Origin of the sequence: Amycolatopsis sp. NPDC049159, from assembly GCF_040648295.1 — a bacterium.
Classification (GTDB): domain Bacteria; phylum Actinomycetota; class Actinomycetes; order Mycobacteriales; family Pseudonocardiaceae; genus Amycolatopsis; species Amycolatopsis pretoriensis_A.
In genome coordinates this window covers 205,368-230,816 of sequence record NZ_JBEZDL010000008.1, presented here as the reverse complement: position 1 = coordinate 230,816, position 25,449 = coordinate 205,368, and the positions used below count along the sequence as shown (strand labels likewise).

The 25,449-nt window shown below is 71.9% G+C and carries 27 protein-coding genes; 8 read left to right on the top strand and 19 right to left on the bottom strand.

Features of this window, described 5'->3' with window-relative positions:
- Positions 1–30: 30 nt before the first annotated feature.
- Both AB0B33_RS17485 and AB0B33_RS17480 read left to right on the top strand, forming a co-directional pair.
- Positions 31–1,119, top strand: a complete 1,089-nt coding sequence (locus tag AB0B33_RS17485; protein WP_360772496.1) for an NDP-sugar synthase — start codon at positions 31–33, stop codon at positions 1,117–1,119.
- A 3-nt stretch (positions 1,120–1,122) separates the two neighbouring features.
- Positions 1,123–2,019 carry a DNA-3-methyladenine glycosylase 2 family protein gene (locus AB0B33_RS17480; RefSeq protein ID WP_360772493.1) on the top strand — a complete coding sequence of 299 codons (897 nt, stop codon included), beginning with the start codon at positions 1,123–1,125 and terminating at the stop codon, positions 2,017–2,019.
- A 7-nt stretch (positions 2,020–2,026) separates the two neighbouring features.
- On the opposite strand, the gene AB0B33_RS17475 is transcribed toward AB0B33_RS17480, so the two are convergent.
- The 7 genes from AB0B33_RS17475 to AB0B33_RS17445 are packed head-to-tail and all read right to left on the bottom strand — an operon-like array spanning position 2,027 to position 6,931.
- Positions 2,027–2,308: a hypothetical protein gene (locus AB0B33_RS17475; protein WP_360772491.1), complete on the bottom strand. Its 282-nt coding sequence runs from the start codon at positions 2,306–2,308 to the stop codon at positions 2,027–2,029.
- A 1-nt stretch (position 2,309) separates the two neighbouring features.
- Positions 2,310–2,675 (bottom strand): GntR family transcriptional regulator, encoded by a 366-nt coding sequence (locus tag AB0B33_RS17470; protein ID WP_360772488.1) that lies wholly within the window; start codon positions 2,673–2,675, stop codon positions 2,310–2,312.
- Complete coding sequence (locus tag AB0B33_RS17465; RefSeq protein WP_360772485.1) at positions 2,672–3,253, bottom strand: hypothetical protein; 582 nt, start codon at positions 3,251–3,253, stop codon at positions 2,672–2,674. The genes AB0B33_RS17470 and AB0B33_RS17465 overlap by 4 nt, the downstream gene beginning before the upstream one ends.
- 28 nt (positions 3,254–3,281) lie before the next feature.
- Complete coding sequence (locus AB0B33_RS17460) at positions 3,282–3,827, bottom strand: NUDIX hydrolase (protein ID WP_360772482.1); 546 nt, start codon at positions 3,825–3,827, stop codon at positions 3,282–3,284.
- Entirely contained in the window at positions 3,824–5,218 is a 1,395-nt protein-coding gene (locus AB0B33_RS17455) for a coenzyme F420-0:L-glutamate ligase (protein WP_360772479.1), read from the bottom strand. Before AB0B33_RS17455 ends, AB0B33_RS17460 begins: the two co-directional genes overlap by 4 nt.
- Positions 5,154–6,143 carry a 2-phospho-L-lactate transferase gene (cofD, locus tag AB0B33_RS17450; protein WP_360772476.1) on the bottom strand — a complete coding sequence of 330 codons (990 nt, stop codon included), beginning with the start codon at positions 6,141–6,143 and terminating at the stop codon, positions 5,154–5,156. Before cofD ends, AB0B33_RS17455 begins: the two co-directional genes overlap by 65 nt.
- On the bottom strand, positions 6,140–6,931 hold the full coding sequence (locus AB0B33_RS17445) for a GNAT family N-acetyltransferase (RefSeq protein WP_360772473.1): 792 nt from the start codon (positions 6,929–6,931) through the stop codon (positions 6,140–6,142). The genes cofD and AB0B33_RS17445 overlap by 4 nt, the downstream gene beginning before the upstream one ends.
- A gap of 59 nt (positions 6,932–6,990) precedes the next feature.
- On the opposite strand from AB0B33_RS17445, the gene AB0B33_RS17440 reads away from it, so the two are divergent.
- The 3 genes from AB0B33_RS17440 (at position 6,991) to dapC (ending at position 8,682) form a co-directional block, all read left to right on the top strand.
- Entirely contained in the window at positions 6,991–7,164 is a 174-nt protein-coding gene (locus AB0B33_RS17440; RefSeq protein WP_360772470.1) for a hypothetical protein, read from the top strand.
- A gap of 109 nt (positions 7,165–7,273) precedes the next feature.
- A complete protein-coding gene (gene fdxA, locus AB0B33_RS17435) occupies positions 7,274–7,594 on the top strand; it encodes a ferredoxin (RefSeq protein ID WP_360772467.1) in 321 nt (106 codons plus the stop codon).
- Positions 7,591–8,682, top strand: a complete 1,092-nt coding sequence (gene dapC / locus AB0B33_RS17430) for a succinyldiaminopimelate transaminase (protein ID WP_360772464.1) — start codon at positions 7,591–7,593, stop codon at positions 8,680–8,682. Before fdxA ends, dapC begins: the two co-directional genes overlap by 4 nt.
- Here the strand turns inward: dapC and AB0B33_RS17425 are convergent.
- Entirely contained in the window at positions 8,676–9,293 is a 618-nt protein-coding gene (locus tag AB0B33_RS17425) for a TetR/AcrR family transcriptional regulator (protein ID WP_360772461.1), read from the bottom strand. The genes dapC and AB0B33_RS17425 overlap by 7 nt on opposite strands.
- Positions 9,294–9,374: 81 nt before the next feature.
- Here AB0B33_RS17425 and AB0B33_RS17420 point away from each other — a divergent pair, with 81 nt between their 5' ends.
- Positions 9,375–10,790, top strand: coding sequence for an FAD-dependent monooxygenase (locus AB0B33_RS17420; RefSeq protein ID WP_360772458.1), 1,416 nt, complete (start codon positions 9,375–9,377; stop codon positions 10,788–10,790).
- On the opposite strand, the gene AB0B33_RS17415 is transcribed toward AB0B33_RS17420, so the two are convergent.
- From AB0B33_RS17415 to AB0B33_RS17395, 5 genes are all read right to left on the bottom strand, one after another.
- The gene (locus AB0B33_RS17415; RefSeq protein WP_247014564.1) at positions 10,791–10,967 is read right to left on the bottom strand and encodes a hypothetical protein; all 177 of its coding nucleotides are present in this window, start codon (positions 10,965–10,967) and stop codon (positions 10,791–10,793) included.
- A 137-nt stretch (positions 10,968–11,104) separates the two neighbouring features.
- On the bottom strand, positions 11,105–11,275 hold the full coding sequence (locus AB0B33_RS17410; RefSeq protein WP_360772455.1) for a hypothetical protein: 171 nt from the start codon (positions 11,273–11,275) through the stop codon (positions 11,105–11,107).
- Positions 11,276–11,441: 166 nt separating this feature from the next.
- Complete coding sequence (locus AB0B33_RS17405; RefSeq protein ID WP_360772452.1) at positions 11,442–12,380, bottom strand: CHAD domain-containing protein; 939 nt, start codon at positions 12,378–12,380, stop codon at positions 11,442–11,444.
- 28 nt (positions 12,381–12,408) lie between these two features.
- Complete coding sequence (dapD, locus tag AB0B33_RS17400) at positions 12,409–13,392, bottom strand: 2,3,4,5-tetrahydropyridine-2,6-dicarboxylate N-succinyltransferase (RefSeq protein WP_360772449.1); 984 nt, start codon at positions 13,390–13,392, stop codon at positions 12,409–12,411.
- A gap of 28 nt (positions 13,393–13,420) precedes the next feature.
- Positions 13,421–13,849 carry a hypothetical protein gene (locus AB0B33_RS17395; RefSeq protein ID WP_360772446.1) on the bottom strand — a complete coding sequence of 143 codons (429 nt, stop codon included), beginning with the start codon at positions 13,847–13,849 and terminating at the stop codon, positions 13,421–13,423.
- A gap of 23 nt (positions 13,850–13,872) precedes the next feature.
- Between AB0B33_RS17395 and dapE the strand changes: the two genes are divergently transcribed.
- A complete protein-coding gene (gene dapE, locus AB0B33_RS17390; protein ID WP_360772443.1) occupies positions 13,873–14,943 on the top strand; it encodes a succinyl-diaminopimelate desuccinylase in 1,071 nt (356 codons plus the stop codon).
- Between the two features lie 3 nt (positions 14,944–14,946).
- Here dapE and AB0B33_RS17385 read toward each other — a convergent pair whose 3' ends face one another.
- Positions 14,947–15,384, bottom strand: coding sequence for a hypothetical protein (locus AB0B33_RS17385; RefSeq protein WP_360772440.1), 438 nt, complete (start codon positions 15,382–15,384; stop codon positions 14,947–14,949).
- Between the two features lie 258 nt (positions 15,385–15,642).
- Here AB0B33_RS17385 and AB0B33_RS17380 point away from each other — a divergent pair, with 258 nt between their 5' ends.
- Positions 15,643–16,449 (top strand): DUF3152 domain-containing protein, encoded by an 807-nt coding sequence (locus AB0B33_RS17380; protein WP_360772437.1) that lies wholly within the window; start codon positions 15,643–15,645, stop codon positions 16,447–16,449.
- Between the two features lie 42 nt (positions 16,450–16,491).
- Here the strand turns inward: AB0B33_RS17380 and AB0B33_RS17375 are convergent, their stop codons facing one another.
- The 5 genes from AB0B33_RS17375 to AB0B33_RS17355 form a co-directional block, all read right to left on the bottom strand.
- Entirely contained in the window at positions 16,492–17,544 is a 1,053-nt protein-coding gene (locus tag AB0B33_RS17375) for a chitinase (protein ID WP_360772434.1), read from the bottom strand.
- Between the two features lie 169 nt (positions 17,545–17,713).
- Positions 17,714–19,318 carry a M28 family metallopeptidase gene (locus tag AB0B33_RS17370; RefSeq protein ID WP_360772431.1) on the bottom strand — a complete coding sequence of 535 codons (1,605 nt, stop codon included), beginning with the start codon at positions 19,316–19,318 and terminating at the stop codon, positions 17,714–17,716.
- An 85-nt stretch (positions 19,319–19,403) separates the two neighbouring features.
- A complete protein-coding gene (locus AB0B33_RS17365) occupies positions 19,404–21,668 on the bottom strand; it encodes a M4 family metallopeptidase (RefSeq protein ID WP_360772428.1) in 2,265 nt (754 codons plus the stop codon).
- Positions 21,669–21,991: 323 nt separating this feature from the next.
- Positions 21,992–23,257 (bottom strand): helix-turn-helix transcriptional regulator, encoded by a 1,266-nt coding sequence (locus AB0B33_RS17360; protein ID WP_360772425.1) that lies wholly within the window; start codon positions 23,255–23,257, stop codon positions 21,992–21,994.
- A 79-nt stretch (positions 23,258–23,336) separates the two neighbouring features.
- Positions 23,337–25,367, bottom strand: a complete 2,031-nt coding sequence (locus tag AB0B33_RS17355; RefSeq protein ID WP_360772423.1) for a M4 family metallopeptidase — start codon at positions 25,365–25,367, stop codon at positions 23,337–23,339.
- Positions 25,368–25,449: the final 82 nt, after the last annotated feature.

The following is a 25,449-nucleotide window of genomic DNA, read 5'->3' as shown; positions in this document are numbered from 1 at the left end:
CAGCGGTGCGTGATACAGGAGGAGATTTCCGTGACGTCCGAGGTCCGAACCGACGCTGTCGACGCCGTCGTCCTGGTCGGGGGCAAGGGCACCCGGCTGAGGCCACTGACCCTGTCGGCGCCGAAGCCGATGCTCCCGACCGCCGGGACGCCCTACCTGAGCCACCTGTTCTCGCGCGTCCGCGAGGCCGGCATCCGGCACGTCGTGCTGGGGACGAGCTACCGGGCGGAGGTGTTCGAGGAGTACTTCGGCGACGGCAAGTCGATCGGCCTGGACCTCGAGTACGTCGTCGAGGAGGAACCGCTCGACACCGCCGGCGCCATCCGCAACGTCTACGACAAGCTGCGCGCCGACCACGTGATCGTCTTCAACGGCGACATCATCTCCGGCTCGGACCTCGGCGAGCAGCTGCGCGTGCACCGCGAGTCCGGGGCCGACGTCACCCTGCACCTGCAGCGCGTGCCGGACCCGAGCCGGTTCGGCTCGGTGCCCACCGACGAAACCGGCCGGGTGCAGGCGTTCCTCGAGAAGACGCCGAACCCGCCGACCGACCAGATCAACGCCGGCTGCTACGTCTTCCGCCGCCCGGTGATCGAGGCCATCCCGACCGGGCGCCGCGTGTCGGTCGAGCGCGAGACGTTCCCGCAGCTGCTGGAGCAGGGCGCGCACATCCACGGCTTCATCGACGCCTCCTACTGGCTGGACGTCGGCACGCCGGAAGCGTTCGTCCGCGGCTCGGCGGACCTGGTGCGGGGCGTCGCGCCGACGTCCGCGCTGCCCGGCCGTCCCGGCGACTTCCTGGTCCTCGACGGCGCTTCGGTGGCCGAGGACGCCCAGCTCTCCGGTGGTTCGACCATCGGCGTCGCCGCGGTGGTCGGCCCGGGCGCGAAGATCGACGGCTCGGTCCTGTTCGACGGTGCGGCCGTCTCCGAGGGCGCCATCGTCGAGCGTTCGGTGCTCGGGCACGGCGCGCGCGTCGGCGCCGGCGCGGTCCTGCGGGGCGTGGTCCTGGGCGACGGCGCGTCCGTCGGCGCCGGCTGCGAGCTGCTCGAAGGCGCGCGCGTCTGGCCCGACACCGTGCTGCCCGACGGCGCCATCCGCTTCTCGAGCGACGCGTAGCCGATGTTCTGGCGTCCCGCGTTCGAAGTCGACTTGGGCAAGGTCCTGAGTCCGCTGAAGCGCGGCCGCGGGTCGCAGAACATCCTCACCGACGAACGCGGGATCACCTGGCTGGCGATGAACACCCCCGACGGCCCCGGCACGCTCGCGCTGCGGCGGCACGCGGACGGGCGCGTCGAGGCCGCGGCCTGGGGCGACGGCAAGGACCGGCTGCTCAGCGGCGTCCCGGCGCTGCTGGGGGCCGACGACGACGATTCCGGCTTCGTCGCGCACCACGACGTCGTCGCGCGGGCCCGGCGGGCGCACCCCGGCCTGCGGCTCGGCGCCACGGGTGTCGTGTGGGACTGGCTGGTGCTCGCCGTGCTGGAGCAGAAGGTCGCCGGCAAGGAGGCGATCCGGTCGTGGGCCGAGCTGTGCCGCCGTTTCGGCGCGCCGGCGCCCGGACCGGGGCCGGACCGCCTGCGCGTGCCGCCGACGCCGGTGGCGCTGCGCTCGTTGCCGGACTGGCACTGGCACCGCGCGGGCGTCGACATCAAGCGCCGGACGGCGCTGCTCAACGCCGCCCGCGTCGCGCCCCACCTGGAGCGGGCCGTGGAGCTGCGTGGGCTCGAGGGACGGCATTGGCTGCGCCAGGTGCCGGGCATCGGCGTGTGGACGGCCGCGGAGATCGCCCAGCGCGCCTGGGGCGACCCGGACGCGGTGAGCTTCGGCGACTACAACGTCCCGTCGATGGTCGGGCACGCGCTGGCGGGCACGAAGACCGACGACGCCGGGATGGCGGAGCTGCTGGCGCCGTACGCCCCGCACCGGCAGCGGGCGGTGCGGTACCTGGCGGCGGCCGGGCACACGCGGCCGCGCTTCGGGCCCCGCATCGAGCTGCGCGACTACCGCGCCATGTGAGCGCCGGCTACTGCGAGGGCGGCGGCGGGTAGCCGCCGGGCGGGGGCGGGTACGGGGGTTGCTGGCCCGGGTACGGCGGTTGCTGGGGCGGGTAGGGCTGCTGAGGCGGGTAGCCCGGGGGTTGCTGGCCCGGGAAGCCTTGCTGCGGCGGGTATCCCGGCTGCTGGTAGCCCGGGTACTGCGGCGGGTACGGCGGCTGCTTGGGCTTGCTCGCGTTGACGACGAGCAGCACCACCCCGACGATGCCCCCCAGCACCACCAGGAGGATCAGCAGCATCAGCACACTCACGTCAAGAGGTCCCCTCGTCGAGTGCGGCGCGGACGATCGACAGTGCCTCGCCGGAATCCAGGCCCAGCTTACGAGCGATCTTCGCGTACTCCGCGGCGGCCTCCTGGGCGCGGCGGCGGCTCTGGTCGCCGGACGCCGCGACGAAGCTGCCCGCGCGGCCGCGGGTCTCGATCAGCCCCGCTTCTTCCAGCTCGCGGTAGGCGCGCGCGACCGTGTTCGGGGCGATGCCGAGGTCGGCCGCGAGCTGCCGGACCGTCGGCAGTTTCGTGCCGACGGCCAGGCTCCGGTCGTTGATCCGCGTCGCGAGGCCGGACCGGACCTGCTCGAACGGCGGCACCGGCGAGCTGCTGTCGAAGGGGACGATCACCAGCTCTGCGGTCCCGCGCCCGGACCCGGCAGCTGCTGCTGCGGCGGGAAGGACGGCCCCGGCGGCGCGTACTGCTGCGGCGCGGGCGGGTACCCCGGCTGCTGCGGGAACCCTTGCTGCGGCGAAGGCGGGTAGCCGGGCTGCTGCGGGAAACCCTGCGACGGCGGCGCGAACCCTTGCGGCGGCGGGGAACCCGCCTGTCCCGGTGCGAACCCCGGCTGCGGCGCGGCACCCGCCGGCGCGAACCCCGGCTGCGGCACCGAACCGAACCCCGGCTGCGCGGGTGCGAACCCGGGCTGCGGTGCCGCGAACCCCGGCTGCGGCGCCGCGAACCCTTGCGACGGCGGCGAAGCACCCTGCGGTGGCGGCGCGAACCCCTGCTGCGGCGGGAAGTTCGGGAACTGCCCGCTGTTCTTCATCGCCTCTTCGCGGCGCATCTTCGACACCCGGACGATCACCGCGACGATGAACACGATGACGCCGAGGATGATCAAGCCGAGCACGATGTACCCGAACACCCCGGTGTCCCCACCGCTGCCGGAGTGGTAGTGCACCCGCTCGGGGAACTGCGTGGCCATGTGGTCCCCTCCCTGTCCGCGATCCAGGCTAGTGCCCGGCACCGACAGGAACGGCCGCTTTCACCAGATCGGCGAGATCTTCCGACCCCTCGGGAAGCGCGTCCGCGGGCCACCACCGCAGGTCGTCGGACTCGCTGCTGCGCACCGGCGAAGCGCCCGGCGGGGCGTGCACCGCGAACCGGACGTCGAAGTGGCGCGTCGGGACGCCGAGCGAGCAGGTGATCGGGTGGACGTCCAGGTGCACCGGCTCCGCGGAGATCCGCAGCCCCGCCATCCCGGACTCCTCGGTGGCCTCCCGCAGCGCGGCCCCGGCCAGCGACGTGTCCGACGGCTCGCAGTGCCCGCCGAGCTGCAGCCAGCGGCCGACGCGCGGGTGCAGCGTCAGCAGCACCTTCGTGCCGGTGTGGTCCAGCAGCACCGCCGACGCCGTGAGGTGCCCGGCCGCGCACGAGCGCTGGCAGCTGTCCTCCCGTGCGGCCAGGAAGCCGAGGAACGCCTGCCGCAGCGACTCCTGCGAAGGATCGGCCGGCCGCCACGAATCCAGCGTCGTGACGGCGTCCGCGTGCAACGTCACAGCTCCAGCAACCCTTCGCCCGGCGAAACTTCGCCACGCGGGGGCGGCGGATCCAGCGGGACGCCGATCGCGACCGAGCCGAGCGGCTGCCAGCGTTCGTCGAGGCCCAGGACGTCCCGGACGAGGTCGGCGGCGAAGATCGTCGACCCGATCCAGCACGAGCCGAGCCCTTCGGCCGCCAGCGCGACCAGCAGGCCCTGCACCGCGGCGCCGCCCGCGACCGTGAACATCGTCTTCTCGCACGCGTTGCGGCGTTCGTCGCGGTAGGTGTGCGCGCCGTCCGGCACGAGGAACGGGATGACGACTTCCGGCGCCCGGTACAGGATGTCGCCGCGGCTGAGCCGCTTCGCGATCTGTTCCTCGGTGAATTCGTCGCCGGAGAGGTCGGCCCGCCACGATTCGCGCATCGCGTCGAGCAGCTTCTCGCGGGTTCCGCCGTCGCGCAGCCAGACGAACCGCACCGGGTGCGTGTGGTGCGGCGCGGGCGCGGTCAGCGCGGACCCCACCGCCCGCCGCAGCGCGTCGGGGTCGACCGGCTCGTCGGCGAACTGCCGCACCGACCGCCGGGCCGGCACGGCTTCCCGGCGGCCCTGCGCGATGGCTTCGTTGGTGCCCAGCCGGAAGAGGTCCTCTTCCAGGGGACGGATGAGCGACCGCGCGGTCGAGCCGTCGTCCTCGATCGCGAGCCCGCGCACGACCGCGACCGGCGTCCCGCCGAGCTTGCCCTTGACCAGGTCGGCGGCCGCGGCGAGCTCGTCGGCGACGGCGACCTCGGTGACGGCCAGCTCGTTGCCCTGCCCGTCGATCTGCCCGCGGTAGGCGTGCAGCACGCGCAGGCCGGACGCGCCGATCGCGTTGTCGGTCTGCCCGACGCGCCAGGCGCGGCCCATCGTGTCGGTGACGACCACGGCGACCTCGACGCCGAGCCGCTCGCGCAGCCCGTTGCGCAGGGCCAGCGCGGAGGCGTCCGGGTCGGCGGGCAGCAGCGCGACCTCGTCGCCGGCGACGTTGGACGCGTCGATCCCGGACGCGGCCTGCACGATGCCCAGCGGGTTCTCGGTGATCACCGTGCGCGCGATCCGCGCGACCACCCGGACGGCTTCCTGCTCGACGAGCTTCCGGCGCTCGGTGTCACGGGCTTCGGGGTCGGTCGGCACGCGGACGAGCCTGCCCTCGACCTTGGAGACGATCTTGCTGGTCACGACCAGGACGTCGCCGGAGCGCAGCCAGGGTGCCGCCGCCACGATCGCGCCGGTCAGGTCGTCGCCGGGCCGGAACTCCGGGAGGCCGGGAACGGGCAGGATCTCCAGCTTGGCGGAAGCGTGGTCACTCAACAGGGGCTCCGGCGAGTTCGAGCGCCGCGCGGGCCATCGCCGCGGTCGCGTCCACATCGGACATCAGCAGCGGGACGTCGCGGACGGTCACGCCCGGCACGTCGGCGGTCTCGCCCTCGGCGATCAGCCAGCCGTCGAGCACGCCGCCGTCCTTGCGCGAGCCGTAGTGCCGGCCCACCGCTTCGGCGGAGGTCTCGACGCCGATCGCGGTCAGGCACGCGTCGGCCATCCCGCGCAGCGCCTTGCCGCCGATGATCGGCGACACCCCGACGACCTGGGACTTGCCGCCGCGCAGCGCGTCCCGGACCCCCGGCACGCCCAGCACGGTGCCCACCGACACGACCGGGTTCGACGGCGCGAACAGCACCGCGTCCGCGTCCTCGAGGGCTTCCAGCACGCCGGGCGCGGGCTTGGCCTCGTCGGCGCCGACCGCGACGATCGAGTGCGCCTTCGGCTCGGCGCGGTACCGGACCCACCACTCCTGGAAGTGGACGGCCTTCTGCTGGCCGTCCTGCTCCGGGTCGTCGATCACGACGTGCGTCTCGACGCGGTCGTCCGACATCGGCAGCAGCCGGACGCCGGGCTGCCAGCGGTCGCACAGCGCCTCGGTCACCGCCGAGAGCGGGTAGCCCGCCCGCAGCATCCGCGACCGGATGAGGTGGGTGGCGATGTCCTTGTCGCCGAGCCCGAACCAGTCCGGGTCGGCGCCGTAGGCCGCCAGCTCCTCCTTGACCACCCAGGTCTCGCCCGAGTGCCCCCAGCCGCGTTCCTTGTCGATCCCGCCGCCCAGGGTGTACATGCAGGTGTCCAGGTCGGGACAGATCCGCAGCCCGTGCATCCAGACGTCGTCGCCGGTGTTGACCAGCGCCGTCACCTCGTGCTCCGAGTCCCCGGAACCTTCCGCCGGCATACCCAGCGCCGCCTTGACACCCAGCAGGAAACGGGCCCCGCCCACTCCGCCGACCACTACCACGATCTTCACGACGTCGAATCCTCGCACGAGCCGGGTGCGGGCACCCAGTACCGGTATCTGTGGTGCGGGGCGCAGCCGAGCCCCGCGTAGAGCGCGAGCGCGCCCGTGTTCCCCTCCGCCACCTGCAACACCGCGCGGTCCGCTCCCTGTTCCACACCCCAGGTTCCCAGTGCCGCCATCAGCGCCGACGCCAGCCCTCGCCGCCGGTGCTCCGGGCGCACGGCGAGCCGTCCGACGTGCAGCCAGCCGTCCACCAGCGCCCCCCGGACCGCGGCCGTCGTGACTTCGCCGTCGGTCGCGACGCCGTAGCCGACCTTCCCACTGGTCAGGACGGCGCGCGCGGCCGCGGTGCCGGCGTCCGACCCCAGCGCCAGCTCCCACCAGCCCGCCGTCGGCTCATCCCGCACTTTCCCTATGAAAGTTGCGTCCGGAGGGCCGGAGGCGGCACTTTCCCTAGGAAAGTTGCGTCTCGGGGCGAGCGGGGCGGTCAGGACGACGACCTCGTGGCCCGCGCCGTGGGAGGTGGCCGGGACCCAGCCCGCCGCGGCGATCGCGTGCTCGTTCGGGCTGTCGCGGATCACCTGCACCATCGGCGGGATCCCCCGATCGTGGGCGAAGTCACACGCCGTCCGCAGCGCCTCCGGCACCGGCCGATCGGGCTCGCCGACGGCGAGGACGCTGTTGGCGCGCCCGGTGAAGCCGTCCGCCCAGCGCAGGCGCCACTCGCCGGCGAACTCCTCGACCACCGGCGGCCATGCTCTGCTGCAGGCGATTTCGAGCGTCTCGGGTGCGTTCACCGCTAGATTGTGGACCGAGGCGGTGAAAGTCGCGGAGCGGATTTCTTGAGGAGGTGGCCGTGGGCATCCAGCGCAAGGACGAGCGGCACAACGAGAAGCTCGTCGACGAGATCTCCGACGGGTTCAACCGGGCCGTCGGGGAGAAGAAGGCCGACGAAGAGGCCCCCAAGCCCCGCTTCGTCATCACCGGCGACGCCCGGGCGACCCCGCCCCCGCGCCGCCGCGAGCGGTGAGCTCCATACCCTGGGTATGGCTAAGGCTTGCCTCACCAACCGAACGGGTGCCGCTGCCGCGTAATGTCGGCACGGTCTGGCTGTTTGCAGAGAAAAGCAGGAGTGCGCAGTGACCTACGTGATCGCCGAGCCCTGCGTCGACGTGCTCGACAAGGCGTGTATCGACGAGTGCCCCGTGGACTGCATCTACGAGGGCGAGCGGATGCTGTACATCCACCCCGACGAGTGCGTCGACTGCGGCGCCTGCGAGCCGGTCTGCCCGGTCGAGGCGATCTACTACGAGGACGACGTCCCGGACAACTGGTCGGACTACACCAAGGCCAACGTCGACTTCTTCGACGAGCTGGGCTCGCCCGGCGGTGCCTCCAAGGTGGGCAAGACGGCCAACGACCCGTCGTTCGTCAAGGCGCTGCCCCCGCAGGGCGAATGAGCCCGGTCGCGCTGCCCGACTTCCCCTGGGATTCGCTCGCCGAGGTCAAGGCCACGGCGCAGGCGCATCCCGGCGGGGTCGTCGACCTCTCCATCGGCACCCCGGTCGACCCGGTCCCGGCCGGCATCCGCGACGCGCTGGCGTCGGTCTCGGAGATCCCCGGGTACCCGACGACGCACGGCATCCCGGCGTTGCGCGCGGCCGCCATCGCGGCGCTCGGGCGACGCCACGGGGTCACCGGCATCGAGCCGGACGCCGTGCTCCCGACGATCGGGTCCAAGGAGGCCGTGGCCTGGCTGCCGCGCCTGCTCGGCTTCGGCGAGGGCGACCTGGTCGTCATCCCGGAGCTGGCGTACCCGACGTACGAGGTCGGGGCGCTGCTGGCGGGCGCGTCGATCCTGCGCGCCGACAGCACGGTCGCGCTCGGCCCGCAGAAACCGGCGATGATCTGGCTGAACTCGCCGTCCAACCCGACCGGCCGGGTGCTCCCGGTGGAGCACCTGCGCAAGGTCGTCGAGTGGGCGCGCGAGCGGGACGTCGTCGTGGTCTCCGACGAGTGCTACCTGGCCCTCGGCTGGGAAGCCGAGCCGCTGTCGATCCTGCACCCGGACGTCTCCGGCGGCCGGACCGACGGGCTGCTCGCGGTGCACTCGCTGTCGAAGTCGGCGAACCTGGCCAGCTACCGCGCCGGGTTCCTGACCGGTGACCCCCGCCTGGTCAAGCAGCTGCTCGACATCCGCAAGCACGCGGGCATGATCGTGCCGCGCCCGGTCCAGGAGGCGATGGTCGCCGCGCTGACCGACGACGAGGCCCTCGAAGCCCAGCGCGGGCGCTACGCGCGCCGCCGGCTCGTCCTGCGGAAGGCGCTGGAGGACAACGGGTTCCGCGTCGACCACTCCGAGGCCGGCCTGTACCTCTGGTCGACCCGCGACGAGGACGCCGACACGACGGTGGCCTGGCTGGCCGAACGCGGCATCCTGGTCGCGCCCGGCACGTTCTACGGCCCGAAGGGCGGCAAGCACGTCCGCGTCGCGCTGACCGCGACCGACGAGCGCGTCGACGCCGCCGTGGAGCGGCTCGCTCAGTAGTCCCGGCCGGTCAGGCCGCGGTAGACGAACCGGGTCAGCAGCTCGACGGCTTCTTCGTCGGACGGCGGGGTCCAGCCCGGTGGTGAGCCGTGCAGCCACGTCGCCGCGAAGGCGTCGACGAGGTTGTACATCAGCATCCCGCAGCGGTCCGGCGTCGTGGGCAGCTTCAGCCCGGCGCGGGTGATGTGCGCGAGGTGGTCGTCGAGGTCGGCGGCCTGGGAAGCGCCGAACCGCGCGAGCGTGCTCGCGAACGTCTCGCTGACCATCGCCGCCTGCCGCAGGGCCAGCATGGTCGCGGCGTTGTCCCGGTAGAACTCCCAGTACTGCTTGACGTGCCAGCGCACCGCCGTGGGGTCGCTGAAGTCGGTCAGGTGGTCTTCGCGCTCGGCGCTCTCGTCCCCGGACGCCGCGATGTCGGCCATCAGCGCTTCGAGCAGCTCTTCCTTGCCCGCGAAGTGGTTGTAGAACGACCCCGCGGACCGGCCCGCCTCGGCGGTGATGTCGGTGATCTTGGTGTTCAGGTAGCCCTTGCGCGCGAAGACGCGCTTGGCTGCGGCCTTGAGCGCGCCCTCCGTCTCCGCGGCCTTCTCCTTGCGGCTCGTCGCCGTCATCGGCACCTCCCTTGACACGGGACGCTAGCAGCGCCATTCTGAATCTAGATTCACTGAATCTCAATTCACTGGGAGGACGACATGGACACACGGGTGCTGATCGCGGGAGCCGGACCGACCGGGCTGACCCTGGCCATCGAACTGGCGCGGCGCGACGTCGCCGTGCGGATCGTCGACAAGGCCGAGACGTACTTCGTCGGCTCGCGCGGCGACGGCATGCAGCCGCGCACGCTGGAGGTCTTCGAAGACCTCGGCGTGCTCGACGCGGTGCTGGCCGCGGGCGCGGCGCCGGTGCCGATGAAGATCCACCTCGGCGGCGAGGTGGTCGGCGAGCGGATGATGTTCGACCCGGTCGAGCCGACGCCGTCGAAGCCGTACCCGACCGGCTGGTTCCTCGGCCAGTCGCAGACCGAGGGGATCCTGCGCGACCGGCTGGCCGAGTTCGGCGTGCGCGTCGAGCTGAACACCGGGCTGACCGGGTTCGAGCAGGACGCCGACGGCGTCACGGCCACGCTGAGCACGGGCGAGACAGTGCGCGCGGCTTACCTGGTCGGCGCGGACGGCGGCAAGAGCTTCGTGCGCAAGGCACTGGGGATCGCGTTCGAGGGCAGCACGGACGAGTCGATCCGGATGCTGCTCGGCGACGTCCGTGCCGAGGGCCTCGACCGGGCCTACGGCCACTGGTTCGCGACGCCGGAAGACCCGATGAGCGGCATGATGTTCAGCCCGCTGCCGGGGACGCCGCACTTCCAGTTCGGCGCCCCGCTCGGCGACGGCGAGACCGACGTCGAGACGGCGCTGCCCGCGGTCCAGGCGCGGCTCGACGCGCTGAGCGGCGGCACGGTCCGGCTGTCCGACCTGGCCTGGTCCACGGTGTGGCGGCCGAACGTCCGGCTGGCCGCGCGGTTCCGCGACGGCCGCGTGTTCCTGGCCGGCGACGCGGCGCACGTCCACCCGCCGACCGGCGGCCAGGGCCTCAACACCGGCATCCAGGACGGCTACAACCTGGGCTGGAAGCTCGCCGACGGATCACCGGAGCTGCTCGACAGCTACGAGCCCGAGCGGCGCGCGAACGCGGCCCGCGTGCTGGGCATCTCGTCGGAGCTGATGCGGAAGTACGTCGACGGCGACGAGGACGCCCACCGGCGCGGCGAGGAGACGCAGCAGCTGGACGTCAACTACCGCGGCGGCCCGCTGTCCCCGGCGGGGACCGGCACACTGCGCCCGGGCGACCGCGCCCCGGACGCACCGCTGGCCGACGCGAACGGCAAGCGCGTGCGGCTGTTCGAGCTGTTCCGCGGCCCGCACGCGACGGAGCTGGTGTTCGGGGACGGGCCGGCGTCGGCCGAACCGGCGTACCGGATCCTGCCGGCGGGCAGCGCCCCGACCCCGGACGCGCTGATCGACGAGGGCGGCCACGCGTACGCGGCTTACGAGGCTTCAGCCGGGCGGCGGGTGCTCATCCGGCCGGACGGGTACGTCTGGTCGATCGCCTGATCACGACATCCCGGTGTGCGTGGAGTTGTCGTAGGTGCCGTTCGGCTTCGCGCGGTAGGGGTAGCGGCCGCGCTTCCGCCCGCGCCGCACCCGGCGCCCGGCCAGGACGCCGGCCGTGAGGATGCTCAGGACGAGCAGGACGACGCCGCCGATGGCCAGGGTCAGCGCGGTCTCCATCGCTCTAGCCTAGGGCTGCGGCGCCGGTCCCGGGGGCGGTCGAAATGCCATGAACGGGTCGTTCACCGCGTCGGATGTCGTGAACGGGTCGTTCATGACGTCTCGGTAGCCGTGCGCGGCTGGGGACTCGCGTTCACTCAAATGCGGACTTGTCGGTCCGGTGGCGTCCGGCAGGCCGTTCGGGAGGCCTGGCGGCGCTGCTCACTCGTCGGGCCGGCCCGGTGGAACGTCATGAACGGGTCGTTCACCGCGCCGGATGTCATGAACGGGTCGTTCACCGCGCCGGATGTCATGAACGGGTCGTTCATGACGTCTCGGTAGTCGCGCGCAGCTGGGGATTCGCGCTTACTCGAATGCGGACTCGCCGGCCCGGCGGCGTCCCGCAAGCCGTTCAGCCGGTCCGGCCTGGCGGAACGTCATGAACGAGTCGTTCACCGCGCCGGACGTCGTGAAAGAGTCGTTCATGACGTCCGGTCAGGCGTGCAGGGCGCGGGCGGCGGTGTCGACCGCGGTCCAGGAGGCCTGCCAGGCCGCGCGGGCCTCGGCGCGGCGGGCCAGCTCGCGCTCGGCGATCCGGCCGGCGACGAAGCCGACCTCGCCGTCGGCCGACGCCAGCACCGAGCGCATCCGCTCGGCCGCGATCACCGCGTCCTGGTGGTCGCCGAGCACGGTCTGGAAGTCGCGCGTCGCCTTGATCAGGGCCTTGATCCGCTTCGCCCGCTTCTTCTTCGCCGACGTCTGGGCCAGCTCGGCCGCGTAGCGCAGCTTCTTGCCGTGGATGCGCAACGCGTGCAGGTCGTCGTCCGGCGGGTCGGCGGGCAGCGCGCGGACGGCCTTGGCGAGCTTGCGGTGCGGCTTCGCCAGCCCCGCGACCAGGTCGTGCGTCTCGGCCGCCGCCGCGGCCGGTGCTTCGCCGTCGCGGGTCAGCAGGCTGACCTCACGCAGCAGCGTCGAGTAGCGGGCGCTGGTCAGCGCCTTGGTCAGCCGCCGCTTCGCGGTCGCGCGCTCGGTGACGAACCGGGCGACCAGGCGGTGCCCGGCGGCCTGGTCGCGGACCTCGAAGTCGGCGATGACCTCGCGCAGGTGCCCGATCAGGACGTCGAAGTCACGCACCTCGCCGAGCGACTGCCCGAGCCAGCCCAGCTCCGCGCGCACCGGCTCGGCGCCGTCGCCGACCAGCCCGCCGGACAGCTTGAGCACACTGCGCATCCGCCGCAGCGCGACGCGCATCTGGTGCAGGTCCTCGGGATCGGCACCGGAGCGCGTCCCGGCCTCGTACGCGAGCAGGGCGCGGATCTCCCGGTCGAGCTTGGCCCGCACGTGGTGCGCGGCCGGATCGGCGGGCCCGGCTTCCACCGGTGCGTCCGGCAGGCCCAGCTCGGCCGGGGTGCGAGGCAACGATTCGGTGGTCACCCCATGAATGGTAGGTGAATTCGCAGCGTCAGTCGTTGGCGTGCAGCATCGCGTTCAGCTCGACGCCGGTGCCGGCGCGCGGCACGACCTCGACCGCGCCGGTGCCCGAGTTGCGGCGGAACACCGCGCCGGAAATGCCGTTGAGCTCGAGGGCCTTCACGACCTTGCCGTCGACGACGACCTTCGTCCCCGCGGTCACGTACAGGCCGGCCTCGACGACCGAGTCGTCGCCGAGGGAGATGCCGATGCCGCCGTTGGCGCCGATCAGGCAGCGCTCGCCCAGCGAGATCGTCTCCTTGCCGCCGCCGGAGAGCGTGCCCATGATCGACGCGCCGCCGCCGACGTCCGAGCCGTCGCCGACGACCACGCCGGCCGAGATCCGGCCTTCGACCATGGACGCGCCGAGCGTGCCGGCGTTGAAGTTGACGAAGCCCTCGTGCATGACCGTGGTGCCGGCGGCCAGGTGCGCGCCGAGCCGGACGCGGTCCGCGTCGCCGATCCGGACGCCGGAGGGCAGGACGTAGTCGACCATCCGCGGGAACTTGTCCACGCTGTAGACGGTCACCGGGCCGCGCGCCCGCAGCCGCAACCGCGTCGACTCGAAGCCTTCGACCGGGCACGGGCCGTGGTTGGTCCACACGACGTTGGCCAGCAGGCCGAACATGCCGTCGAGGTTCTGGCCGTGCGGGCGGACCAGGCGGTGCGAGAGCAGGTGCAGCCGCAGGTACAGGTCGTGCGTGTCGGCCGGGGTGTCGGCGAGCTTGCCGATCGTGGTCCGGACGGCGACGACCTCGACCCCGCGGTCGGTGTCCGGGCCGAGCAGCGCCGCGGCGGCCTCGCCGAGCAGTTCGGCGGTCTTCTCCGCGCTCAGGCGCTCGGTGCCGGCGGTGCCGGCTTCGACGAGCTTGGGCTGCGGGTACCAGGTGTCGAGGACCGTCCCGTCGGTCGCGACGGTGGCCAGCCCGACGCCGCTGGCGCCGGTCGTTTCGGGGTTCGGGCTCTGCTCGCTCACGGCCACCACCGTAGTGGAGTGACGCGGATCAACCACTCGTGGGCCGGGCGTCTACCTGCTTCTTCAGGCCCGAAAGCGCGGCGGCGACGTCGACCAGCGCCTGCGTGCAGGCGCCGCCCGGGTCGGCGACGGTGGTGCAGCCGGCACCGCGGAACTCGCCGACCGCCTGCTGGAGCTTGTCCGCCTCGGCGACCAGCTGCGGGTCGCGGTCGTCGGCGCGCTTGCGGGCCGAACCGGGGACGTTCGCGACCTCCGTGACGTACTTCTCACAGCCCTTGGGCAGCTGGGTGCGCGGGCTGGCGTAGCACTGGTCGGCGGTCAGCGCGGTCAGCTTCGTCGGGAGCGCGTCCGGGCCCGGCTCGCCGCCCTGCTTGGGGGTCGGGCCGGCTTCGCTGCCGCAGCCGGACAGGACGAGGACCAGCAGAGAGCCGCCGACCGCGACCGCGAACCTACGCACACCCCCACGGTAGCGTGCTGGCCATGAGCCTCGACCTGCACGCCGACCCCGTCGACCTGACCGCGGCCCTCGCGGACGTCTTCAGCGTGTCCGGGTCCGAGGCCGAACTCGCGACGCTGGTGCAGGAAGCGCTGCGGGAGCAGGCACCGCACCTGGAGGTCGTCCGCAACGGCGACGCCGTCCTCGCCCGCACCAACCTCGGCCGCGGTTCGCGGGTCGTGCTCGCCGGGCACCTGGACACGGTGCCGGAGAACGGCAACTTCCCGTCGCGGCGCGAAGGCACCGGCGACGACGAGGTGCTGCACGGCCTCGGCACGGTCGACATGAAGGGCGGCGACGCCGTCTTCCTGCACCTGGCCGCGACGCTGCCGTCGCCTCGGCACGACGTCACCTTCGTGTTCTACGACAACGAAGAGGTCGAGGCGGCCAAGAACGGCCTGGGCCGGATCGAGCGCGAGCTGCCGGAGTGGCTGGCGGGCGACCTGGCGATCGTCGGCGAGCCGTCGAACGGCGTCATCGAGGCCGGCTGCCAGGGCACGATGCGCGTCGAACTGCGGTTTTCCGGCAAGCGCGCGCACACGGCGCGGGCGTGGATGGGGGAGAACGCGATCCACGCGCTGGCCGGCCCCCTGCGCCGGCTGGCGGAGTACGAGCCGCGGATCGTCGACATCGACGGCTTGACGTATCGCGAGGGCCTCCAGGCGACGGCGATCACCGGCGGCGTGGCGGGCAACGTGGTCCCGGATTCGGCGGTCCTGACGGTGAACCACCGCTTCGCCCCGGACCGCGACCCGGCCGCGGCCGAGCGCCACCTGCGCGAGGTCTTCGACGGCTACGAACTGTCCGTTGTGGACCTTTCCCCGGGCGCCCTCCCGGGCCTGTCCGCCCCGGCGGCCGCGGAACTGGTGAAGGCAGCGGGCGGCCGCGCGGCGGCGAAGCTGGGCTGGACGGACGTGGCGCGGTTCGCGGCGCTGGGCATGCCGGCGGTGAACTTCGGCCCGGGCAACCCGACCCTGGCGCACACGAAGCAGGAGAACGTCCGGACGGCGGAGATCCGCCAGGTGACGGAAGTGCTCCGCAAGTTCCTGGGCTGAGCTTCAGGCGTCGGCTTCGTACAGGCCGACGACGTGTTCGTGACTTACGCCGGTTTCCGGGTACCCCAGGTCCCTGCGGGCGGCGAGGATGAAGTCCGCGTACAGCTGCCACATGTCGCTCCCGGGGTTGCCGGGACCTTGCTTGAACCTGCGGAAAGCGGCGATCGCTTCGTCGGAACCGTAGATGAGCACCCAGGTCGAGAAGTCGCGGATGCGCTTGAGTGCTTCTTCCGCCTCGGCGCCCACCGGCGGCGGCTCCGTCAGGAGCTTTTGGAACGTCGTCAGCATGGGCTCGTAGATTTCGTGCTTCTTGCTGTGGACGCGCTCCTCGAGGTCGCGTACCTGCTGCGCCTTGATCTCGGTGCGGCGAACGGCTTTCGAAGCTCTGCTCGCGATGATCGCAGCGTTGACGGCCGCCACCGCGGGCACGCCCGCGGCCACGATCGTGACCCACCAGTCCGGACTCGACACGTCGAAGCTCTTCTCACTCGGGCGGTTTGACTACGGGGTAGTCGTGGGGGGCCGAGTGAGCGTTACTCAAAGTGATCAACTGTCGCTTTTCGTGTTCCCGTGGAATCTGTGGCCGTCGTCACACTCATGGGTTCTGAGCTGCGGTGACGCTCCGTCGCCACAGGTCACCGCAACTTTTCCGGCTTCCCGGCCGTACTCCCCGGTGAAAGCCGCACCTGGGGAGGACCCATGCCCAAAACCGCCGGACGGGGCGCGGTTGCTGCCGTGCTCGCTGTGGCGGTGGCCGGGGTGCTCACCGCCTGTGAGCAGCAGCCCGTGGCCGCGCCCGCGGCCGGGCCCGTGGTCATGGCCATCGGGGAGGCCACCGCGCTGCCGCCGCCGCCCGATGAGCCGGCGGTGCCCGTGACGCAGGCCGCGCCCGTCGAGGTCGCCATCACCTTCCCGCGGACCGGGTCCGGGCAGTGGATGTTCACCCCCGGCAGCGACGAGGTCGCCGGCACCCAGGGCCGGCTGATGCGGTACCGGATCGCGCTCGAAACCGACATCGACGGCGTCGGGCCCGCCGACTTCGCGAAGAAGATCCGCGGCATCCTCGGCGACCCGCGCGGCTGGACCGCCGGCGGGCAGTGGCGGCTGCAGCAGGTCGGGCCGGCCGACAGCGCCGACTTCACGATCTACCTGGCCACCCCCGCCAGCCGCGACAGGCTGTGCGGCGGGACCGCGGACAGCTACACGTCCTGCCGCAACGGCAGCAACGTCGTGCTCAACGTCGCCCGCTGGGCCAACGCCGTGCCGAACTACGGGGCCCCGCTGGACGTCTACCGCCAGTACATGGTCACGCACGAGACCGGGCACCGGCTCGGGCAGGGCCACGAGCTGTGCCCCGGCCCCGGCAAGGCGGCGCCGGTGATGGAGCAGCAGACGCTCGGGCTGCACGGCTGCGTCCCGAACCCCTGGCCCTTCCCGGACGGCGCCCGCGAGTACGCCGGCCCGCCGGGCGAGTACGACGACCCCATTCCCGCCGGCGACTCGTGAGTGTTCAGGCGGGTTCCAACCCGCCTGAACACTCACGAGGTCTTACCGGCCCTGCAGGGACTTGACGTTGTCGCCGAAGGTCCAGCCCTTCGAGCCGTCCCAGTTGATCGACCAGTCCATCAGGCCCTTGAGGCCCGGAACCGACCGCCACGCCTGGGAAACCAGGCCCGGCGACATGTACCCGCCACCCGCGCCGGGCTGCGCCGGCAACCCCGGCACCTGCTTGTCGTTCGGCACGCGGATCGTCGTGCCCTGCACCACGAGGCCCTTGTCGAGGCACTGCGTCTGCACGGTGAAGCCCTGCACGGTCCCGGCCTGGTACGAATCCCCGGAGCAGCCGTACATGGATCCGTTGTAGTACTGCATGTTCAGCCACCACAGCCGGCCGTTGTCCGCGTACTTCTTGATGATCGGCAGGTACGCGCCCCAGATCGAGCCGTAGGTGATGCTGCCGCCGGTCACGTACGCGGTCTCCGGCGCCATCGTCAGCCCGAAGCCCGCCGGCATCTGCGCGAGCACGCCGTCGATGATGCGGATCAGGTTCGACTGCGACGCCGACAGCGTCTTGATGTTCCCGCTGCCGGTCAGCCCGGTCTCGATGTCGATGTCGATCCCGTCGAAGTTGTACTGCTTCAGGATCGGCACGACCGTGGCGACGAACTTGTCGGCCACCGTCGACGACGAGAGGTCTATACCAGCGGCCGCGCCGCCGATCGACATCAGGAGCGTCGCGCCCGCGGCCTTGGCCGCGCACATCTCGGCCGGCGTCGACACCTTGACGCCGGCGTCCATCCCGTTCTCCCACAACACGGTCCCGTCGGACCGGATCACCGGGAACGCGGCGTTGATGACGTTGTAGCCGTGCTGGGCCATGCGGGCGTCGGTGATCGGGACCCAGCCCAGGCCGGGGTGGACGCCGTTCGCGGCGCCGTCCCAGTTCTCCCAGTAGCCCTGGAGGACCTTGCCCGCGGGCCGCGGTTTCACCGCGCACGTGTCGGCCTGCACCGCCCCCTGCGCGGGGGCCGACACGAGCAGCGGGACGGCCAGCGCCGCTGCCAGAAGAGTTCCGAACAGGCGGGTTCTGCGACCGGACATACCGATTCCCATCGTCGTTGAGGGCGAACGCGGCGTGTCCGATCAAGATAAGCGCCGCGGGGAACCGGTGACTACCTACGAACGGGTGGTCTAGACAACTCGCACTTTCACGTGAAAGTGCGGACCTGGGGGCGGCACTTTCACGTGAAAGTGCCGCCCCCGGGGTGGGTCAGACGGTCAGCGTCCAGGAGGACAGGTAACCGGTGTCGGCCGGGCCGACGTCCTTGATCTGCAGCTTCCACGTGCCGTTCGCGGCTTCCGAAGAAGCGTTGACGGTGTAGGTGGTGTCGAGGTTCGGCGTCGAGTCGCTGCTCGAGTTCTTGAGCCGGTACGCCGTGCCGTCCGGGGCGACGAGGTCGATGACCAGGTCACCGCGGTAGGTGTGGGTGATGTGCACCTCGACCTTGGTGGCGTTGGACGCGTTGCGCGTGCAGCCGCCGACGTTCGCCGTGCTGCTCACCGCGGCACCCGGGTAGTCCGGGATGGTCAGCTGCGACCCGTTGGTCACCGGCGCGCACGACGACGTCCCGACGCCCAGCGAGAACGTCGCCGTGTGGTCGGCGTTCGCGCCGTCGGCCGTCACCGTGACCGGGAAGGTGCCGGTGGGGGTGGTCGAGGACGTCGAGATGGTCAGCGTCGACGAGCCGCCCGAGGAGATGGTGGCCGGGCTGAACGACGCCGTCGCGCCCGCGGGCAGGCCGGAGGCGGACAGCGAGATCGACTGGGCCGAGCCGGACGTCGTCGCGGTGCCCACGGCGACCTGCAGCGACTGTCCGGGTTGGACGGTGCCGGCGGTCGGGTTCAGGCTGACGGAGAAGTCGTTGCCCTGGGTGGTGGCCACGGCCAGCTTCCAGAGCGCGTACCCGATCGCGTCGGAGTTCTTCTCCAGCGGGGCGTCCGGGATGTTCGACGTCGTGTCGCAGGCGCGGTGGTAGCAGTTGTCGAACGCCGCACCCGCGGTGCCGCCCCACTTCTGCGCCTGCGCCGAGCTCTTGATGTCACCGGCGCCGGTGGCCAGGCCGCCGACCGGGATGCCCGCGCTCTTGAAGGACGCGTGGTCGGAGCGGCCGTCGCCTTCGCTGTCGCCCTCGGTCTGGATGCCGATGGAGGAGAAGTACTCGTCGAAGATCGCCTTGACCGAAGCGACGTCGTCGTAGACGAAGTAGCCCCAGTTCTTCGAGCCGATCATGTCGAAGTTGAGGTAGGTCTTGATCTTCGTGCGCTCGCTGCTGGGCAGGTTGTTGACGTAGTACTTGGAGCCGACCAGGCCGGACTCTTCGTCGGCCCACCAGGCGAAGCGGACGCGCTTGGCCATCGCCGGGTTGGTGCGGGCCAGCGTCAGCGCGGTTTCGAGGATCGACGCGCTGCCGGAGCCGTTGTCGTTGATGCCGGGGCCGGCGCTGACGGAGTCGAGGTGCGCGCCGAGCATGATGACCTGGCTCGCGTCGCCCTGCGGCCACTCGGCGATCAGGTTCTGCGACTGCCCGATGCAGCTGGTGCACGTCTGCCGGGTCGTGGTGAAACCCGCGTTCTTGAGCAGGTTCTCCACATAGGACACCGACGCCGCGTAGCCCGCGCCACGCGGCGAGCGCGTGCCGCCGTTGTTGTTGGCGATGGTCTGCAGCTGGTTGAGGTGGGTCTTGATGTTGGCCAGCGAGATGTCCGGCGCGGCGAGCGCGGTGACCGGTGCGGCGGTGGCCGCCGGAGCCGTCACGACACCCAGCACGGCGGCCAGGGCGGTGACCCCGGCGCCGAGTTTGCTCTTCCACTTCATGGCGGTGAGTTCCTTCGATGGGGGTTGGGGAGAACGGCCGTGAAGGCCGCACCGGGCTGGTGCGGCCTTCACGGGGTGGGGCGTGCTACACGGTCAACGTCCAGGAGGACAGGTAACCGGTGTCGGCGGGGCCGACGTCTCGGATGCGGAGCTGCCACGCGCCGTTCGCGGCTTCCGAAGAAGCGTTGACGGTGTAGGTGGTGTCGATGTTCGGGGTGGCGTCGCTGCTGGAGTTCTTCAGCCGGTAGGCGGTGCCGTCCGGCGCGACCAGGTCGAGGACCAGGTCACCGCGGTAGGTGTGGGTGATGTGCACCTCGACCTTGGTGGCGTTGGACGCGTTGCGGGCGCAGCCGCTGACGGTGCTGGAGCTGTTGACCGCGCTCGCCGGGTAGTCCGGGATGTCGAGGCGCGTCGAGTTGGTCACCGGGGCGCACGAGGACGTCGTCCCGACGGTCAGCGTGTACTGCGCCGTGTGGTCGGTGGTCGCCCCGTCGGTGGTGACGGTGATCGGGTAGCTGCCGGTCGGGGTCGACGCGGTCGTCGCGATGGTCAGCGTCGAGCTGCCGCCGGAGGAGATCGTCGCCGGGCTGAACGACGCGGTCGCGCCGGCCGGGAGACCCGACGCCGACAGCGTGATCGACTGCGCCGCGCCGGAGGTGATCGCGGTGCTGAGCGTGGTGGTCGCCGAGGCGCCCGGCTGCACCGAACCCGAAGCCGGGTTCAGCGCGACGGAGTAGTCGGCGCCGCCGCCGCTGCACGAGGCCGGCTCACCGCTGACGGTGGTCACGGAGACGGCGTCCCACGCGGCCTTGGTGGCGTTGTACTCGGTGCAGCTGCCGGGGAAGAGCGCGATCGCGGCTTCGAGGGTCGCCTTGCGGGCGGCCTTGTGGTTCCACGACGAGGTCTTCTTCAGCAGGCCGTTGTAGAAGATCTTGCCGGCCTTCTGGATGCCGACGCCGGTGACGCTGGAGTTGTTGCAGGTCGGGCTGGCCGGCTTGCCGCCACCCGGGTTCGAGCCCTCGGCCAGCAGGTAGAACCAGTGGTTCTGCGGGCCGGCGGCCGCGTGCACCTCGGTGCTCGGGATCGACGACGAGTAGCAGTTCGGGTCGCCGACCTTGGACGGCTGGTACATGTAGCGGATCGGGCCCTGGCCGACCAGGTTGACGCCTTCGCCGACCTCGTAGTCCGGGGTGTCCTTGGTGTTGTTCGCGTACGCCTCGGTCAGCGCGCCGAAGATGTCACCGGTCGACTCGTTCATGCCGCCGTTCTCGTTGCCGGAACCGGCACCGCCCGGGGTGAACTGGAAGATGCCGTGGCCGAACTCGTGGCCGACGACGTCCATCGAGGTGGCCTGGCGCTGGTTGTCCTGCGAGTGCCCGAAGTGGGTCGACGACCCGTTCCAGTAGGCGTTGACGTCGGCCAGGCCCACCGAAGCCGGGTAGCCGGTGCCGCTGCCGTTGATGCCGTTGCGGCCCAGCCAGTCGGCGAGCATCTTCCACTCGGTCTGCACGCTGTAGAGCACGTCGACGCAGCCGGTCTCGAGGTCCGTGCCGGAGCCGTTGCCCCAATTGTTGTCCGGGCCGCTGTAGACGGAACCGCCCTCGCGGCCGCAGCTGATGCCGGTGCGGCCCGGGTCGCGCATCGTGTAGGTGCTGCCGGACTGCGTCGTGTCGATGGCGACGTTGCCGACGTAGTAGCTGTTCCCGGTGCCGGCGACGTTCACCGTGCCGGGCTGGGCCTGCGTCCGGGCGCCCGGGGAGAACGTCTTGACGTCGTCCCGCTTGTCCAGCACCGCGCCGTTCGCCGCGTCGACGAACACGTGCAGGTTGCTCGGCGCGGTGGCGGTGCGCCCGGCGACGACGACCTCGTAGGCGAGCTTCGGGCTCGTCCCGGCCAGCACGACCTTCTCCGGCGTGCTCACACTGTCCACAGTGGCCAGTTGGGCGCGCGCGGTGGCCGCGGCCTTCGCGGCGTCGACGAGTGCCTGCGTCCCGACGGCGATCGGGGCGGTCTCGGCGGCGCTGGTGCCGCGCACCCGCCCGGCCCCGTCGGCGACGACGACCGCGTCCCCGCCCACGACCCGCAGGCCCTGGTAGGTCCGCTGGTAGGCGCCGTAGAACAGGCCGCCGCCACCGGCGGTCAGGCCGACGCGCTGGAACGCTTCGGCCGGGCCGCGCTTCAGCGCGTCGAGGCCGTTCGCGGCGGCCTGGTCGGCCGCTCGGGCCGCGGCCACGTCCGGAGCTGCGGGCTGTGCTTGGGGAGTCGCGCTCGCCGGGGTCACCGGTAGCGCGAGCGTCATGGCGAACCCGGCGGCGGCCGCCAAGCCCGTCCTGAACCCACGATGGGTCATCGAGGTCAACCTTTCACGAAGGCAGAATCGAGGTCCGGTAAGGGAAAGAGGGGAGACGTGTCCGGCCCGCTAACAGCAGGTATGCGTCCGGACGCATCCGAGTAAAGGATCAGCGGATCTGGGCGTCAATGCGCCGAACGGACCAACGCCGCGTTCAGGATTCTCGGATCAATTCGTACAAAGGCCACCGCAGCAGGGGATTCACGGTGTGTTCCGTCCCGGAACGACTTTCGTAGGGATTGTCCCCGACACCATCCGAACGCCGGACGATCTCGATCATCGGGAATCGTTAGTGCTGCAAAGGAAAACGTTGTCGTGCCTGCTCAGTCGGCTTCCGCGCCCAGCGCGATGAGCCCGTCGCGCAGCACGTCCGCCGCCTCCGCCCGCTTCCCGGCCTCGCCGAGCAGCTCGCTCAACGGCCGCAGCGCGCGGACCAGCACCCCGCGTGCGCCCAGGCCCGTGGCCAGCTCGACGGCGGCACGCAGGTCTTCGGCCGCGCGCCGGGCGTCCCCGCGGGCCCTGGCCAGCGAACCCAGCTGCAGCCGCAGTTCCGCGGCCAGCGCCGTGCCCGACACGACCGAGGGGCGGACCTGGTCGAGCAGCGCGGCCGCCGTTTCCAGCCGGCCCGCCGCCAGGTATTCGGCGGCGAGCTCGACGGTGATCGCCGGGACGTCGGCCGGCCCCGCCGTCTCCCGCGCCGCGCCGAGGTCGGCCAACGCGCCCTCGACGTCACCCGCGCGGCCGCGAACCCGGGCCCTGGCCAGCAGGCAGTGCGCCATCGCCGGGTGCAGGGCCCGTTCCTGCATGAGGTCGTAGGCCGCGGCGACCGACGCGGCCGCGTCGGCGAACCGGTCCGCCGCGAGGTGGCTGCGGCACACCTCGACGTGGCTGCGGGTCAGCTCGGCCAGCACCGCGGGGCCGCCCCGGGTGAGCCGCAGCGCCGAATCCGCGTACTCCGAAGCCCGCTCCAGATCGCCCTGGCGAAGGTGCCGCTCGGCCAGGCAGGCCCGCAGCGTCAGCAGCATCGACGGCTGCGGGTAGCCGTCGCGCAGCAGCTCCGCGTGGCAGGTTTCCAGCAGGTGCAGGGAATACTGCGCCTCGCCCCAGCCGCTGAGCACGGCCGCGCGCAGCGGCACGACCATCGCGCGCACCGGCGGCGGCTCGCCCGACAACGCCGTTTCGGCTTCGGCGACGTACTTCGTGCGGACGTCGCCCGTCGAGTACCCGGCCAGCCACAGCAGCGCGATCCCGGCCTGCCGCGGCCGGTCCAGGCGTTCGGCGTGCCGGCGGAGCCGCTGCATGCGGGGTGCCGCGCGGCGGACGTCACCGGCCAGGAACCGTTCCGCCGTCTCGATCAGGTCGAGGTCCAGTTCGAGCAGCTCGCGCGGGGAGCGGCCGCCGAGCAGCTCGTCGGGGTCGATGGCGAGCTGCCGGGCGAAGAACCGCAGCGCGTCGCCCGACGGCGTCCGCGCGCCGGTTTCGACCGACGACACGTAGGCCGCGGAGTACTGCGGCCCGGCGAGCTGGCGTTGCGTGAGCCCGCGTTCGGTACGCAGCTCACGCAGGCGTTCGCCGACGCTCTCGCTCACTCGGGTGCCTTTCCGCCGTGGACGTTCCAGGGTAGGCCGCGCGGTGGCGGGGGAGTCGCCCGCCACCGCGCGGCCGGGATCAGCAGGCGCCGCCGTCGCTCCACACGGCCCACGAGGTGGGCGCGCCGGGCTCGGCACCGGTCGAGTACCACAGGGACGTCCACTTGTGACCGTTGTGGCCGACGACGTCGTTGGGCACGTACGCCTTCGCCACGTCCCACTCGGTGAGGCCGCCGCAGCCGGTCGGCGGGGTGCCGGTGCCGACGGTCAGCGAGAACTGCGCGCTGTGGTCGGCATCGGGGCCGTCACCGCTGACCGTCACCTGGCTGGTGCCCTGCGGCGTGCTCGCCGAGGTGGTGATGGTCAGCGTGGCGGTGCCACCGGACTGGACGCTCGCCGGGCTGATCGTCGCCTTCGCGCCCTCGGGCAGGCCGGAGGCCAGCAGCTGGACGGTCTGGGCGTTGCCCGACGTGACCCGGGTGGTGATGGTCGTGGTCGCCGTCTGTCCGGGCTGGACGGACGCCGACGTCGGCGACAGCGTCAGCGAGTAGTCGTTGCCGGCCGGCGGCTGGCCGCTGCACGTCGGCTCACCGCTGACGGCGGCGACGCTCACCGCGTCCCAGGCGGCCTTGGTGGAGTTGAATTCCGTGCAGCTGCCGGGGAAGAGCGCGATCGCGGCTTCGAGCGTGGCCTTGCGGGCGGCCTTGTGGTTCCACGACGAGGTCTTCTTCAGCAGGCCGTTGTAGAAGATCTTGCCCGCCTTCTGGATGCCGACGCCGGTGACGCTCGAATTGTTGCACGTCGGGCTGGTCGGCCCGCCGGATCCGTTGCTGCCCTGGGAAAGCAGGTAGAACCAGTGGTTCTGCGGGCCCGCGGCGGCGTGCACCTCGGTGCTCGGGATCGACGACGAGTAGCAGTTCGGGTCGCCGATCTGGCCCGGGTTGTACATGTAGCGGATCGGGCCCTGGCCGACGAGGTTGACGCCCTCGCCGACGGTGAAGTCCGGGGTGTCCTTCGGGTTGTTGGCGTAGTACTCGGTCAGCGCGCCGAAGATGTCGCCGGTGGACTCGTTGAGCCCGCCGTTTTCGTTGCCCGAACCGGCGCCGCCCGGAGTCGTCTGGAAGATGGCGTGCCCGAACTCGTGCCCGACGACGTCCATCGGCGTCGCCTGGCGCTGGTTGTCCTGCGAGTGCCCGAAGTGCGTCGACGAGCCGTCCCAGTAGGCGTTGACGTCGTTGAGGCCGACGCTCGCGCGGAAGCCGCCGCCGGCGCCGTCGATGCCGTTGCGGCCGAGCCAGTCGCCGAGCATCTTCCACTCGGTCTGGACGCTGTAGAGCGTGTCGACGCAGCCGGTTTCGAGGTCGGTGCCGGAGCCGTTGCCCCAGGTGTTGCTGCTCTTGGTGAAGATCGAGCCGCCCTCGCGGCCGCAGGCGATGCCGCGGCGGGCCGGGTCGGTCATCGAGTAGGAGCTGCCGGAGCCGGACGTGTCGATCGAGACGGTCCCGGCGTAGTAGGAGTTGCCGGTGCCCGCTTCGCGGACGTCGTCCCGGGTGTCGAGGACCGCGCCGGTCGCGCTGTCGACGAAGACGTGCAGCTTGGTCGGGTGGCCGCCGGTGTGGCCGCTGACGACGACCTCGTAGGCGAGCTTGGGGGCGTCCCCGGCCAGCACGACCAGCTTCGGCGCCTCGGCCTTGTCCACTGTGGACACCTTGGCCGCGGCGATCCTGCTCGCCTGCGCGGCGTTCAGCGTGGCCTGGGTGCCGACGGTGATCGGAGCGGTTTTGGCGGCTTCGGTGCCGCGGACGCGCCCGGCCCCGTCGGCGACGACGACCGCGTCCCCGCCGACGACCGGCAGGCCGTGGTAGGTGCGCTGGTAGGAGGCGAAGTAGAGCCCGCCGCCACCCGGGGTGACCCCGGTGCGGACGAAGGTCTCCCCGGCGCCCTTGGCGAGCCGGTCGGCGCCGTTGAGGGCAGCCTGGTCGGCGGCTCGCGCGGCGAGCGCCTCGGGTGGGGTGGCGGCGGGAGGTGCGGCAGCGGCGGCCGGGATCACCGGCACCGCGAAACTCAGGGCCAGGCCGGCGATCGCCGCCAGCCCTCGTGGGGATCTCATGGGGGAACCTTTCCGGGGACCGTGGGGAGTGTGTCCGTCGAAATAACTGCTGTTATTGCGCCGGACGCATCCGAGTAAAGGT

Excerpts from the sequence above, each read along its gene's own strand:
- AB0B33_RS17415 (WP_247014564.1), bottom strand. The coding sequence starts at position 10,967 with ATGGAGACCGCGCTGACCCTGGCCATCGGCGGCGTCGTCCTGCTCGTC.
- AB0B33_RS17480 (WP_360772493.1), top strand. The coding sequence starts at position 1,123 with ATGTTCTGGCGTCCCGCGTTCGAAGTCGACTTGGGCAAGGTCCTGAGT.
- dapE (WP_360772443.1), top strand. The coding sequence starts at position 13,873 with ATGAGCCTCGACCTGCACGCCGACCCCGTCGACCTGACCGCGGCCCTC.
- AB0B33_RS17355 (WP_360772423.1), bottom strand. The coding sequence starts at position 25,367 with ATGAGATCCCCACGAGGGCTGGCGGCGATCGCCGGCCTGGCCCTGAGT.
- AB0B33_RS17365 (WP_360772428.1), bottom strand. The coding sequence starts at position 21,668 with ATGACCCATCGTGGGTTCAGGACGGGCTTGGCGGCCGCCGCCGGGTTC.
- AB0B33_RS17410 (WP_360772455.1), bottom strand. The coding sequence starts at position 11,275 with ATGAACGACCCGTTCATGACATCCGGCGCGGTGAACGACCCGTTCATG.
- AB0B33_RS17425 (WP_360772461.1), bottom strand. The coding sequence starts at position 9,293 with ATGACGGCGACGAGCCGCAAGGAGAAGGCCGCGGAGACGGAGGGCGCG.
- AB0B33_RS17380 (WP_360772437.1), top strand. The coding sequence starts at position 15,643 with ATGCCCAAAACCGCCGGACGGGGCGCGGTTGCTGCCGTGCTCGCTGTG.
- AB0B33_RS17465 (WP_360772485.1), bottom strand. The coding sequence starts at position 3,253 with ATGGCCACGCAGTTCCCCGAGCGGGTGCACTACCACTCCGGCAGCGGT.
- dapC (WP_360772464.1), top strand. The coding sequence starts at position 7,591 with ATGAGCCCGGTCGCGCTGCCCGACTTCCCCTGGGATTCGCTCGCCGAG.
- AB0B33_RS17375 (WP_360772434.1), bottom strand. The coding sequence starts at position 17,544 with ATGTCCGGTCGCAGAACCCGCCTGTTCGGAACTCTTCTGGCAGCGGCG.
- AB0B33_RS17370 (WP_360772431.1), bottom strand. The coding sequence starts at position 19,318 with ATGAAGTGGAAGAGCAAACTCGGCGCCGGGGTCACCGCCCTGGCCGCC.
- AB0B33_RS17420 (WP_360772458.1), top strand. The coding sequence starts at position 9,375 with ATGGACACACGGGTGCTGATCGCGGGAGCCGGACCGACCGGGCTGACC.
- AB0B33_RS17455 (WP_360772479.1), bottom strand. The coding sequence starts at position 5,218 with ATGTGGACGCGACCGCGGCGATGGCCCGCGCGGCGCTCGAACTCGCCG.